Genomic DNA, 13190 nt, shown 5'->3' on the forward strand with positions numbered 1-13190 from the left:
ATCGTCGCGCCCGTTCCGCACTGCTCAAGCTCCGGCGATCTTACCGATCTGCCTTTCCGCCAGGTCGACGACCAGCTGATCGCCGACGGGCCCGGTCGCGTTGATCTGGAAGTAGACACCGTCGACGGTTCCCGCGACGACGGTGGTGGACTCTGCTGCCCCGCCCTGGTCCGCCTCCGCGCGAGCCGCCGTGAGACTGTCGGCACCTTCCACATCCAGTTCCAGTGGGGAGACCCGGTAGGTGACGGACGCTTCGGCGTCACCGGATGAGCTCGTCCGGGTGAAACTTGCGCACTCGTCGAGGTTCTCGGCCACCCGGCTCCCGCTGTCACCGGTGGTGACCATGACGGTGAGAGAACTGTCGGTTCCCTGGCTGCCGTCGGACGCGTATTCCGAAACAGCCGTGCCTGCACGATCCCGGTTCAGTCTCAGCACGGTGTCCACCGCGGTGGGCACGAGCGCGCCGCACGATTCGGGATCGGTGACCGTGCTGCCGGCGATCTCCTCGAACATCGCGATCACCTCGTCGTTGCTCACCTCACCCATATCCGAATCGAGCGTGTCGGCCACATCCGTGTGGATGTACCCCGCCGGGGCATCGCCGTCGGAGAGAACCACCTCCGACGGAACGACTGCAGTCGCTGGAGTGGACACCGCGTCGGTCCCGGTACTGCTGGAATCGGTGCCGCAGGAGGTCAGGACACACATGGCGAGACATACGAAACCGGCGACCAGGGGCTTGTTCACAGCGCGAAAGTTACTTTCTCCTAAGGGGAACCGAGATACCCGGCTGTACAACTCCATCAGCCAAGCTACCAAACACAGAAAACATCCCTCGCTACTCCGATCGGAAACCAGAACATACATTCGTACGTTACTCGATAATCGAACATTCGTTCTGAAGCATCCGAGTCTCCTGCGCCAGACTCTCTGGCAGGGTCCCGGAGATTTCGATCAAGGCACGGTCAGGAGGCGCGGACGGCGAGGTGTCGGCGGACGACGATCCCGGTTGAAGTGAAGGCGCGGGTCGTGCTGGCGGCGTTGGCCGAGGAGATGTCCGGCGCGTCGGCACGGGGTGTCGGATTCGACAGCACCATCCGCCCTCACCAGGCGATCGCGAACCGGGTACCGCGCGACGCATATCGGGGACGGAGGGGATGAGTGAATCGGGTTGGAGTGTACGGCTATTCGTGCGGAGGCTCGCCGGTGACGACGTGGTCGGCGTGGTTCATGCCTTCCCTCACGAGGCGGGTGAGGTGGCCGTCGCGGATACTGTAGATGATGCGGCGGCCCTCTCGTCGCGTGTCGACGTGTCCGGTGAAGCGGAGTTTGGCCAGGTGCTGGCTGACCGCCGTGCGGGAGGCGCCGCAGGCTTCGGTCAGCGCCGTCACGTCCGCTTCGCCGTGGGTGAGGATCCACAGGATGTGCAGGCGGGTCGGGTCGGCGAGCATGCGGAAGGTGTTGGTGGCGGCATCGAGGCGCGGCTGATCGGGTGCGACGGGATGGAGGAGGCTGGCAGGTGCGGATGCCGGTGCGGTGCCGGTGGACGTGCGATCCGCGGCCATCGTCGGTCACCTCCCGGTTGCCACCATCTCGGTATCAGCGGACCTGATGCTTTTCGGCCAGGCCCGGACAGCGGTTGTGGTAGCGAGTGTAGCGAGTGCGGCCAGAATCGCTGCCGCGGCGACCTGACCGACCGCGGCACCCACCCAGCCCGCAATCGGATAGGTGAGCAGGAAACACGCGTGTGACAGCGAGAACTGGGCCGTGAACACGTAAGCCCGGTTCTCGGCGGTCGATTCGGCTCGCAGCAACCGCGAAGACGGGGTGTTGATCATCGACGTCCCGGCGCCGAGCGCGACCCAGAGCGCCGCGAACGCCGCCCACCCGACCGCGGCGGAAGGGCCGGCCGCGAGGACGGCGGTGACCACGGCGAGACCGATCGGGAGGACGGTGGCGCCGGTCAGCATCACCGCGCGGTCGTTGTTGTGGGTGAGCAGGCGGGGGATGAGGAGTGCGACGAGCATCGACCCGCCCCCATAGCATCCGAGTGCGAGCGCGACGCCGGGGTCGGCGCCGCCGAGGAGATCTCGAACGTAGACGACGGTGTTGACGAGCACGAGTGCGGTTGCTGCCGCGACCGCGAGGTTCATCGCCAGCAGACCGCGCAGGACCGGCCGGCCCAGCATCACTCGCGCGCCGCTGGTGATGCGCCGCACAAGTGGGACGGACCGGTCGGCAGGCATCAGCTTCGGCAGCTGCGTCGAGGCGACCAGCGCGGCAGAGGCGACGAATCCGGCGACGGTCCCGACGAACAGCAGGTTGTATGAGATCACCATCAGCAGCGCCGCCGCCAGCACCGGACTCAGCAGCGCCTCGAGGTCGTACGCGAGACGCGAGAGGGACAGGCCACGGGTGTAGTCGTCCTCGTCCTCGAGGACCGAGGGGATCATCGACTGGAAGGTCGGGGTGAACGTCGCCGATGCTGCCTGCAACAGGAAGATCAGCACGTAGATCTGCCACTCCTGCCCGACGAACGGCAGGAGCAGGGCGATCACTGCGCGCACCGCGTCCGCGGACACGAGGAGAACCTTCCGTGGCACCCGGTCGGTGACCGCGGTGATCACCGGCGCCACCGCCACGTAGGCGACCATCTTGATCGCCAGCGCCGTCCCGAGCACCGCACCAGCCCGGGCGCCGGCGAGGTCGTAGGCCAGTAGGCCGAGCGCAACCGTCAGCAGGCCGGTGCCCACCAATGCCACCACCTGCGCAATGAACAAGCGCCTGAAGGTGGGGTTGTGCAGGATGTCGAGCATTGGCTGAGCCTTCTGAATCGCGTGGGGTTCATCGCCACCATATCAATATGAGTGCGCACTCGCGCACATGATGACGGATCAGCGACAGGAGCGACAATGACGTCATGGCGGTTCTCGCTCGGTTCCCGACCGACTCAGTGTGGGCTTGGGCAGGCGTGCGAGACCACCCCGCCACGCCACGGTGCCCTACCAGGACAAACCGCCAGACCCTGTCAGGTTCTCGACGCAAGGCACAAGCATGGTGGGGACCTCTGGAAACTCGGCCGCAGTTCATTCCGCCCGCGAGTGCGGGCTTGTTCTGCACACCGATACCCGGGAACCACCCCGATCCGGTCGCATATTTCCACCCCAGAACACAAGCCAGCCACCGTCACCAGGGCACCGATGTGCCCCGGCGACGGTGGCTGCGCTGTCCCTGCGCCCTACTTGACGATGTTGACCATCTTCCCGGGCACCACGATCACCTTGCGCGGCGCAGCGCCGGCGAGCAACTCAACGATCTTCGCATCGGCCAGCGCCGCAGCCTCGATCGCATCCGGCGTCGCATCGGCCGGGACGGTGATACGGCTGCGGACCTTGCCGTTGACCTGGAGCGGGTACTCCACGGTGTCCTCGACCAGCCACTTCTCATCAGCGGTCGGGAAAGGCCCGTGCGCAAGCGGTTCGGAGTGGCCGAGCCGCGACCACAGCTCCTCGGCAAGGTGCGGAGCGACCGGAGCCGTCATCAGTACCAGCGGCTCGACCGCGGTGCGCGGCGCACCCGACGGGTACTGCTTGGTCAGGTGATTCGTGTACTCGATCAGCTTCGCGATCGCGGTGTTGTCGCGCAGATGAGCGTAATCGTCGGTCACACCGGCGACGGCCCTGTTCAGTGCGCGCAGGGTGTCCTCGCCCGGCTCGTCCTCAGTGACGCGGACAGCGCCGGTCTCCTCGTCGACCACCAGACGCCACGCGCGTTGCAGGAACCGCGACGCACCCACGACATCCTTCGTCGCCCACGGACGCGACTGGTCGAGGGGGCCCATCGACATCTCGTACACGCGCAGGGTGTCGGCACCGTAATCGTTGCAGATCTCGTCGGGCGCAACGGAATTCTTGAGCGACTTGCCCATCTTTCCGTATTCGCGGGCGACTTCCTGCTCACCTTCGGGACCAGTCCAGAAGAACTTGCCGTCACGCTCGACCACCTCGTCGGCGGGAACGTACACGCCACGCGCATCCGTGTAGGCGTAGGCCTGGATGTAGCCCTGGTTGAACAGGCGGCGGTACGGCTCGGACGACGTGACGTAGCCGAGGTCGAAGAGCACCTTGTGCCAGAAGCGCGCGTAGAGCAGGTGCAGCACCGCATGCTCGACACCGCCCACGTACAGATCGACGCCACCCGGATCGTTCGGACCGTGCAGTTCGGGACGCGGACCCGTCCAGTACGCCTCGTTCTCCTTGGCACAGAATTCTTCCGAATTCGTCGGGTCGATGTACCGCAGCTGGTACCACGAACTGCCCGCCCACTGCGGCATCACGTTGGTGTCGCGGGTATAGCGCTGCAGCCCGTCGCCCAGATCGAGTTCGACGTTCACCCAGTCGGTGGCCTTCGCGAGCGGAGGCGACGGCTCGGAGTCGGCGTCGTCCGGATCGAACGATACCGGAGCGTAGTCCTCGACCTCCGGAAGTTCCACGGGCAGCATCGAATCGGGCAATGCATGAGCTTCACCCTGATCGTCGTACACGATCGGGAAAGGCTCGCCCCAATAGCGCTGCCGGGCGAAGAGCCAGTCGCGCAGCTTGTACTGCACAGTGCCGGTTCCGGTGCCGTCTTCCTCGAGCTTCGCGATGATGGTTTTCTTCGCGTCGGCGATGCTCAATCCGTCGAGCAACCCGGAGTTCACGAGTGCGCCCTCGCCGGTGTAGGCCTCGGCTCCGATGTCGCCTCCCGAGATGACCTCCCGGATGGGCAGTCCGAATGCGGTCGCGAATTCCCAGTCGCGCTGGTCGTGACCAGGAACCGCCATGATCGCGCCGGTGCCGTAGCCGGTGAGTACGTAGTCGGCGATGAAGATCGGGAGCTTCTCGCCATTGACGGGGTTCACGGCGTACGCGCCGAGGAACACACCGGTCTTCTCCTTCGACTCCTGCCGCTCCAGATCGGATTTCGCGGCGATCGCGGCGCGGTAGGCGGCAACGGCGTCGGCCGGGGAGGCAGCGCCACCCGTCCACCGCACGTCGACGCCGGCCGGCCACGCCGATCCGACGATCGCGTCGACGAGTTCATGCTCGGGAGCAAGGGTGACGTAGCTGGCGCCGAAGAGCGTGTCGGGTCGGGTTGTGAAGACCTCGACCACGGAGTCCGTACCGTCGACCGCGAACGCCACCTGGGCGCCGTGCGAGCGGCCGATCCAGTTGCGCTGCATGGACTTGACCTTGTCGGGCCAGTCCAGGTGCTCGAGGTCGTCGATGAGGCGGTCGGAGTATGCGGTGATTCGCATCATCCACTGGCGCAAGTTCTTCCGGAAGACGGGGAAGTTACCGCGCTCCGAACGACCGTCGGCCGTGACCTCTTCGTTGGCCAGGACGGTACCCAGTCCGGGGCACCAGTTGACGAGCGAATTCGACTGGTAGACGAGACGGTACGAGTCGAGGACCGCGCCACGCTCACCCGACGACAACGATGCCCAGTCACGTCCGTCGTCGAGGGTGCGCGTGCCATCGGCGAATTCGTCCTCGAGCTCGCTGATCCGACGCGCCTTTCCGGCTGCGGCGTCGTACCACGCGTTGTAGATCGTCAAGAAGATCCACTGGGTCCAGTGGTAGAAGTCGACGTCGGTGGTCGCGACCGAGCGTCGGTCGTCGTGACCGAGACCCAGACGGCCGAGCTGCCGCTTCATGTTGACGATGTTGGCGTCGGTCGTGGTGCGGGGGTGGGTGCCCGTCTGCACCGCGTACTGCTCGGCGGGCAGGCCGAAAGCGTCGTAGCCGAGCGTGTGCAGCACGTTGCGTCCCTGCATCCGGTGGAACCGGGCGTAGACGTCGGTCGCGATGTAGCCGAGGGGGTGCCCGACGTGCAGGCCCGAGCCCGATGGGTACGGGAACATGTCCTGCACGAACAACTTGTCGGCGGGCACGTCACCGGCGAGATCACCCACCGGGTTCGGTGCGTGGAAGGTGCCGCGCTCGCGCCACAGCTCCTGCCAGCGCTGCTCGATCTGCCCCGCGAGTTCGGCGGTGTACCGGTGCTGGGGGGTGGCGTCGGACGACGGTGGAGAGGACTGAGGGGGACGGGTCACGGTGATCGCTATCTACTCGGCCGGCGTTTGTGGGCTGCAACCAGGGTAGAACGTGCCCCGACCCGAGGAGTGGGGCGGCCACACGCGGCGGTATCCTGGTCCGGTGCTGATCGTCGCCATTCTGCTTTTTCTTATCGCCCTCGCCATCGGCGCGGTCGGTGTCGCGGCGCTGACCGGCAAGCTTCCGCGCAACCGCTGGGCGGGTGTGCGCACGCCGGAGTCCCTCCGCGATGAAGAAACCTTCGCCATGGCCAACAAGGTCGCTGCGCCCAGCATGGTCGGCGCAGGTGCGTTGTGCGTCTTCGGTGGTGTCGCGGCGCTTACCCTGCCCACGATCGGCGGTGTGATCGCGGTCGTCGTCACGGTTGTCGCAGCGCTGCTCACGGCGGGTGCCGGTGGTTCGATCGCGGCCCGGGTCGCGGAGGCGACGAAGCCCGCGGACGAAGGTTGCGGAACGTCGTGTGGTGCGTGCAGCCTGCGCGGAATGTGCGAGCCGACCACCTGATCTTCACTCCTGCGGCTGTCCATACCATGTGGCCATGACCAGTCGCCGCATCATCGACCCCGCCGGCGCCGTGTTCGGGCTGGCGATCCCACTGCTGTGTGCTCTCGCCGTTCTGATTCTCACCGCCGCATGGGAGCCGAGGCTGCCCGCTGAGGTCGCATCCCATTGGTCGGGCTCGACTCCCGACTCGTTCACCGCTCCGATGACCGGCGCGTGGACGATGGCGCTGCTGATCGCACTGGTCGGGGGCGGATGCTGCGCGATCGCGGTACTCGCCCAGGCACAGCTGATGATGCGGCGGTACATGCTGGTGATCGGGCTTGCGGTGACCTTCCTGATGGCGACGCTGTACGTCGCGACTCTGGCCGCACAGCTGGATGTGTCCGACCCGTCGGACACGCCGTTCCCCGCGTGGTCACTCGGACTGGGCATATGTATCGGTGTCGTGGTCGGATGGCTCGGCGCGAGCCTGCTCCGCGATTACCGGGAGCGGCCGATCGCGACGACAAAGCCCGACCCGTCGCTGCCGCGCGGCCCCGTCGAGTTGCCCATCGTCGATCAGGTCGGTACCGGCAGGCTCACCACCGTCGTGCTCGCACTTCTGGTACTGGTCCCCGTGATCATCGTGTGCCTGGTGATAGGGAGCTGGTGGCCCATGGCCATCGCGATCCCGGCGGGCTTCCTGGTCCTGAGCCTGCTCCGGTTCACGGTGCGCGTCGACGAGCGCGGTGTCTCGGTGCGCAACCTCGGCTCCTCCGCGCTCGACTACGACCTCGACGAGATCATCGGCGCGAAGGTCATCGAGACACGCCCGTTCCAGGACTGGGGCGGATGGGGGATGCGGATCAAGCGACCCCACCGGTACGGGCTTGTCACGAACACCGGCCCCGCGCTGGTGATCACCACCGAATCGGGTCACGAACTCACGATTACGACCGACCGTGCCGAGGAGATGGCGGGCGCGATCAACACCCTCGCCGACCGGCGGAACACCGTGTGATCTGTCAGTTCCGCTCGATCTCGATGGGGTGGGTTGCCAGGAGCGCCATCGGGAGCGGCTGGCGGCGCAGCACACTGGCCCACATGTCGGTGCCGGCCGGGGCCAGGATGTCGCGGGGGTGGGCGGAAACGACCATCCAGTCGTCGTTGTTGAGCTCACCGTCGAGCTGACCGGCACTCCACCCTGCATATCCTGCGAAGATCCGTACTCCCTCGATGTGTGGGGCGAGGGTTTGGGGGTCGGTGTCGAGGTCGACCAGCACGACCCGGCCCGCGAGCCTGCGGACACCCTTGATGCCGTCGACCGAAGCGCCCTGCCGCGCGACGCCGAGGCACAGCGCGGAGTTTCGGTGGACCGGCCCGCCGACGTACAGGGCACCCGGCGAGGCCGACAGGGGAGCCCAGTGGGGGAGCATCGCGCCCACGGCGGTGTCGCTGATTCGATTGAGTACGACACCGAAACTGCCCGAGGCGTTGTGCTCGATGACGTAGATCACGGTGCGCCGGAACGTGGCTTCGGTAAGCGCGGTGCCTGCGATGAGCAGATTCCCCGCACGGACCTTGGGGGTCGACGGTGCGGTGCGGTCCTCGGGGTCGTCCTGGTGCTGCGCCACGTCGTCATTGTCTCACCGCGGCTGTGCGTTTGTGGTTACGAATCCTGCAGTGTCGGCCAGAACCCCGAGATGGTGTTCGAACAGCGCCGACACGTCGGTGAAGGTGTCGCGGCCGTATTGACCGAAGACCTCGAAGCCGACCGCGCCGAACAGTCCGGTCCACACCAGGATCCCGCGGGCGAGAACCGTGTCGGGTAGCTCTGCGTCGAACTCACTCCTGATCCGCGAGAGATCCGACGAGAGCGAGTCGGGGACCGGAACGGTCTCGATCGCCCGCAACCCGCCCACGGCATACGCGTCCGCCAGAATCCCGACGAGACGGACCACGACCCGGATTCCGGGCTGTGTCGTGCGTTCGGCAGGCGCCTGGTAGCCGGGGACCGGGCTTCCGAACAGCAGCGCGTATCGCGCCGGTTCGCGCAGGCCCCATTCGCGCACGGCACGGCCGAGCGCGCGGAACCGGTCGTGCGGGTCGTCCACCCCGGTTACTGCGGCGTCGACCGTGTCGCCGAGTTCGTCGTACGCATCGACCACCAGAAGAGTGAGCAGTTCGTCGCGACTCGCAACATAGCGGTACACCGCGGACGAGACCACGCCGAGATCACGTGCGACGGCTCGCAATGAGAGTGCGGCGGCGCCTTCTGTCGCCAGGTGGTCTCGACCGATACGGAGGATGTCGGCCATCGTGCGGGCGCGCGCCCGTGCGCGGGGGGTGGTCATGTTCCCAGCCTGACCACAACAGCGAGCACTGTCAACAAATGTGAGCACTGCTCTTGACATGGGACCACTCGCGGTGCAGTCTGAGTTCAGAAACAGAGAGCAGTGCTCACATTTGTTGGACAAGGTCTCGAGAAAAGGACGGACACCATGTCGAAACTCCACGTAGTCGCCGGCGCCGGGCCTGTAGGCGCCACTGTCGCGGAACGACTCGCAGCGCAGGGCCACCGAGTCCGCGTCCTCACCCGCTCGGGAAGCGGACCGGAGGGCCCCGGAATCGAACGCCTGCGCATCGACGTCAACGACCCCCGCGCTCTCGACCAGGCACTGATCGGCCCCGACGGCGACAGCGCCGTTGCCTTCTACATGTGCATCCACGGCTCGGCCTACTCCGCGGAAGTCTGGGAAAAGGAACTCCCCAGCGCCGAGCAGGTCGTGCTCGACGCTGCCGGCCGCATCGGCGCGGTCGTCGTGTTCCCCGAGAGCCTCTACTCCTACAGCTCACCGCATGAGGTCATGACCGAGAACTCGCCCCGCAAGGCGACCCGCGGCAAACTCGGTGTGCGCACTCGACTGCTCGCAGCCCGTGACGCACATTCCACACCGACCGTAAGCGTTGTGGCATCGGACTTCTTCGGCCCCCACGTCCTCGAAGCCCATGCAGGTGAACGCATGGTCCCCACCGTCCTCGCCGGAAAGACCTCCCGGGTCCTCGGATCAGCGGACACACCGCACTCGTTCACCTATGTGCCCGATCTCGCAGCCGCGATGATCGCCGCCGCGGGCAACGAGGAAGTGTGGAACCGCGTCCTGCACGCTCCCACGGCGCCCGCGGTGACACAACGCGAGATGGCCACTGCTTTCGCGGCCGCCGCGGGAATGCCCGCACCGAAGGTAGGGACCGTCCCCGCATGGGTACTCCACGCAGGCGGGCTCATGAACCGCGATCTTCGCGAACTCGCGGAAACCGTCTACATGTTCACCGATCCGTTCGTGATGGACTCGAGCCGCACCGAGGCAGATCTCGGGTTGGCGCCCACACCGCTCACCGAAGCAGCGGCAGCAACCGTGCGCTGGTGGCAGGACCGCGACCGGTAGACCGCACCGACGGCGGATAGTCTCGAAACTTGTGCAGGACTCGAAGCGGCAGGCGTGGCAGTCGACGGTTTCCGCTCTCCGCGGATCACCGGGACTCCCGCGCCTGACGCTCGTGCGCTTCGCGAGCCAGTTCGGCGACGGCATGTTCCAGGCCGCACTCGGCGGAGCGATCCTGTTCAATCCCGAACGGCACGCAGACCCCGTGGCGATCGCTGCGGGGTTCACGGTTCTGCTGCTTCCGTACTCCGTGATCGGCCCCTTCGCAGGCGCGCTTCTCGATCGCTGGGACCGCCGTTCGGTTCTGCTGTGGGCCAATGTGCTGCGCGGAGTCTTCATTCTCGCTGCCGCCACCGTGCTCATCACCGGCGGAGCGCAGACACCATTGATGGTGCTCGCCCTCGCCGCCGTAGGGGTGAGCCGCTTCGTTCTCGCGGGGGTGTCGGCATCCCTTCCCCATGTGGTGAACCAATCCTGGCTCGTCCCTGTCAATTCCGTTCTCGCCACGGCAGGCTCGGCCGTATCGGCTGCCGGCGCCGGCGCCGCTGTCACCACGATCGCGCTCGTCGGTGCAGGCGACCTCGGTTCCGGTATCGCTGTCGCACTGGGGGCGTCCGGTTCGGTGATCGGCGCGGTCGCCGCGGGCGGCTTCGCACGTCACGCACTGGGACCGGACGGCGCGCGGCCCCGGGCGGTGGTGCACACCATCGTCTCCGGTCTGCGAACCGGAGCAACAGCGGTCTGGGAAGCTCCCGGTGTCGCCGCCGCCATGATCGGAATCGGCGCGCACCGCATCGTCTTCGGTATCGACACGCTGATCATGGTGCTCGTGCTCCGCAACACCGAACAGGAGACGTCACTGCCCGGCGGGCTTGCAGGATTCGGTGTGGCGGTCGCCGCCACCGCAGTCGGCATGCTCGTGGCCGCGATCGTCGCACCGTTCCTCATCCCACGACTCGGCCGGCCGCGCACGGTCACCCTCGGGTTGATCGTCGCGGCGGTGGTTCAGCTCTTGTTCGTCACAGCGGTGGCCCAGGGACCTCTGCTCATCGCGGCCTTCCTTCTCGGACTCGCAGGACAGACGATCAAGCTCACCGGTGACGCCGCAATGCAGATGGACATCGACGATGCCCGCCGTGGCCAGGTATTCGCGTTGCAGGACACCGTGTTCAACATCGCGTTCCTCGCAGCACTCGCAATCGCTGCATTCGTCATCGCGCCGGACGGCCGTTCACCCGCACTTGCTGTCGCCGGTGCGGCGATCTACGTGCTCGGTGTGATCGGGGTGCTTGCGATCAGGCGCTATCGGATCGACAGCGGGAGTTGATCACACAACGCGGTGGATCCGGATCTCAGTGGCCTTGACCACGAACCACACGGTTACTCCGGGTTCGAGTGTCAGGTCGACGGCCGCGGCCGTCGTGATTTCGGCCGACAATCCGCTCGACGCACGCACCAGCACCGTCGCACCCCTCGCCTCGATTTCACCGACCGTGACACGCAGCGTATTCCGCGGGCTTCCATGCGGTGGTTCGGTGTAGACGGCCACCGCGGACGGTGGAAACACTGCTGCCGCCGCAGCGCCGGAGGGGCAGTCGTCGTCGACGAGGCCGTGCACGAGGCCCACTTCCGTGGCAAGACCGTCGGCTTCGAGGGCCCCGCCCAGCAGGTTCGTTCCAGCGATGCGCGCGGCAAATGCACTGCGCGGGCGCGTCAGGACCCGTTGCACAGTGTCGTCTTCGACGATCCGCCCACCGTCGACGACTACCACCCGATCCGCCAGTGCCAGGACATCGAGGGGATCATGGGTCACGATCAGCGCTGTACGACGGTCTTCACGCAGCACCCTGCGCAACAGCGAGCGCACGGCAGGGGCCGTTGCGACATCGAGTGCAGCCATCGGCTCGTCGAGTAGGAGCAGTTCCGGATCTGCCGCCAATGCCCTCGCGACCGCGATACGCTGAGACTGCCCACCTGAAAGCTGATGCGGTGTGCGATCAGCGAATTCGACGGCGTCGACATCCTTCAACCAGCGCATGGCGACCTCGCGTGCAGCACTGCGCCCCCGGCCCGCACTGCGGGGTGCGAACGCCACGTTGTCGAGTGCGGTCAAGTGCGGAAACAGCAGTGCCTGCTGGGCGAGCAGAGCGACCGAACGTTTATGAGGTGGCACCGCTGCACGCGCCTCTGTATCGGTGAGAACGCGATCGCCCAATTCCACTCGGCCCCGGTCCGGTCGGATCAATCCGGCGATCACCCCGAGAAGCGTGGATTTGCCGGCTCCGTTCGGCCCGAGCACCGCGACAGTGCTGCCCGCGTCCACGTCGAGCTCGACCTCGAAATCGCGCTCGTCGACACTCGCGTGCACGCGCAGCCGGCTCATTCCGGTCCTCCCTTCGAGTGTCGCGAGTGCACGGCGACGACGATCACGAGTGCAACGACGATGAGCAGCAGCGACAGGGCCACCGCTGCGTCCGGATCTGTCTCACGTCGCAGATAGATCTCGAGTGGCAGCGTCCGGGTAGTGCCCTGGAGACTGCCCGCGAAGGTGAGGGTCGCGCCGAATTCTCCGAGTGCACGGGCGAATGCGAGCACCGCACCCGATGCGAGCCCCGGTAGCACGAGCGGAAGTGTGACGCGACGGAAGACGGTGGTGGGCCTCGCACCGAGTGTGGCAGCGACGTTTTCGTACCTGTTGCCCGCTGTGCGCAGAGCACCTTCGAGGCTCATCACGAGGAACGGTAGTGCCACGAACGTCTGCGCCACTACCACTGCGGTGGTGGAGAAGGCGATGCTGATCCCGAACACTTCGAGTTGCTCACCGATCAGCCCCCGTCGCCCGTAGGTGTAGAGAAGCGCGATACCCCCGACGACGGGGGGCAGGACCAGCGGCAGCAATACCAGCGCGCGGAGCACCCGCAGACCGGGAATACTGCTGCGCGCCAATACAAGCGCCATGGGTATTCCCAGGATCATGCACAGCACAGTGCTCGACGTTGCGGTCACGAGACTGAGTTCGAGCGCCTCGAGTGACGCCTCCGATGTGATCAGCTCTGGGTAGTTCGCCCAGTCGACCGTGAGGAGCATCGCGGCCAGCGGCACCGCGATGAAGAGCAATCCCACCGCGGCAGGCGCGTACATCCACGAAGGTATCCCCGTGGAC

The 13190-nt window shown here is 66.4% G+C and carries 12 protein-coding genes; 4 read left to right on the forward strand and 8 right to left on the reverse strand.

Annotation, left to right across the window (positions count from 1 at the left end; genetic code table 11):
- Nucleotides 1-24: 24 nt before the first annotated feature.
- The 4 genes from HCA61_RS15325 to leuS form a co-directional block, all read right to left on the reverse strand.
- Nucleotides 25-747 (reverse strand): hypothetical protein, encoded by a 723-nt coding sequence (locus tag HCA61_RS15325; RefSeq protein WP_169689048.1) that lies wholly within the window; start codon nt 745-747, stop codon nt 25-27.
- A gap of 437 nt (nt 748-1184) precedes the next feature.
- Complete coding sequence (locus HCA61_RS15330; RefSeq protein WP_169689049.1) at nt 1185-1565, reverse strand: metalloregulator ArsR/SmtB family transcription factor; 381 nt, start codon at nt 1563-1565, stop codon at nt 1185-1187.
- A 6-nt stretch (nt 1566-1571) separates the two neighbouring features.
- Nucleotides 1572-2816, reverse strand: a complete 1245-nt coding sequence (locus tag HCA61_RS15335; protein WP_169689050.1) for an MFS transporter — start codon at nt 2814-2816, stop codon at nt 1572-1574.
- A gap of 422 nt (nt 2817-3238) precedes the next feature.
- Nucleotides 3239-6097, reverse strand: coding sequence for a leucine--tRNA ligase (leuS, locus tag HCA61_RS15340; RefSeq protein ID WP_169689051.1), 2859 nt, complete (start codon nt 6095-6097; stop codon nt 3239-3241).
- Between the two features lie 103 nt (nt 6098-6200).
- Between leuS and HCA61_RS15345 the strand changes: the two genes are divergently transcribed.
- Together HCA61_RS15345 and HCA61_RS15350 are read left to right on the forward strand one after the other, a co-directional pair.
- Nucleotides 6201-6602: an SdpI family protein gene (locus HCA61_RS15345; protein WP_169689052.1), complete on the forward strand. Its 402-nt coding sequence runs from the start codon at nt 6201-6203 to the stop codon at nt 6600-6602.
- A 34-nt stretch (nt 6603-6636) separates the two neighbouring features.
- Nucleotides 6637-7602, forward strand: coding sequence for a DUF1648 domain-containing protein (locus tag HCA61_RS15350; protein WP_169689053.1), 966 nt, complete (start codon nt 6637-6639; stop codon nt 7600-7602).
- A gap of 4 nt (nt 7603-7606) precedes the next feature.
- Here the strand turns inward: HCA61_RS15350 and HCA61_RS15355 are convergent, their stop codons facing one another.
- Together HCA61_RS15355 and HCA61_RS15360 are read right to left on the reverse strand one after the other, a co-directional pair.
- Complete coding sequence (locus HCA61_RS15355; RefSeq protein ID WP_169689054.1) at nt 7607-8215, reverse strand: YqgE/AlgH family protein; 609 nt, start codon at nt 8213-8215, stop codon at nt 7607-7609.
- Nucleotides 8216-8227: 12 nt separating this feature from the next.
- Nucleotides 8228-8935 (reverse strand): TetR/AcrR family transcriptional regulator, encoded by a 708-nt coding sequence (locus HCA61_RS15360; RefSeq protein ID WP_169689055.1) that lies wholly within the window; start codon nt 8933-8935, stop codon nt 8228-8230.
- Between the two features lie 147 nt (nt 8936-9082).
- Here HCA61_RS15360 and HCA61_RS15365 point away from each other — a divergent pair, with 147 nt between their 5' ends.
- Nucleotides 9083-10030, forward strand: a complete 948-nt coding sequence (locus tag HCA61_RS15365; protein ID WP_169689056.1) for an NAD-dependent epimerase/dehydratase family protein — start codon at nt 9083-9085, stop codon at nt 10028-10030.
- Between the two features lie 31 nt (nt 10031-10061).
- On the forward strand, nt 10062-11354 hold the full coding sequence (locus HCA61_RS15370) for an MFS transporter (RefSeq protein ID WP_169689057.1): 1293 nt from the start codon (nt 10062-10064) through the stop codon (nt 11352-11354).
- Here the strand turns inward: HCA61_RS15370 and HCA61_RS15375 are convergent, their stop codons facing one another.
- The gene (locus HCA61_RS15375) at nt 11355-12410 is read right to left on the reverse strand and encodes an ATP-binding cassette domain-containing protein (protein WP_169689058.1); all 1056 of its coding nucleotides are present in this window, start codon (nt 12408-12410) and stop codon (nt 11355-11357) included.
- Complete coding sequence (locus HCA61_RS15380) at nt 12407-13168, reverse strand: ABC transporter permease (RefSeq protein ID WP_169689335.1); 762 nt, start codon at nt 13166-13168, stop codon at nt 12407-12409. The genes HCA61_RS15375 and HCA61_RS15380 overlap by 4 nt, the downstream gene beginning before the upstream one ends.
- Nucleotides 13169-13190: the final 22 nt, after the last annotated feature.

The organism is Rhodococcus sp. HNM0563 (genome assembly GCF_012726195.1).
Lineage (GTDB): Bacteria > Actinomycetota > Actinomycetes > Mycobacteriales > Mycobacteriaceae > Rhodococcus.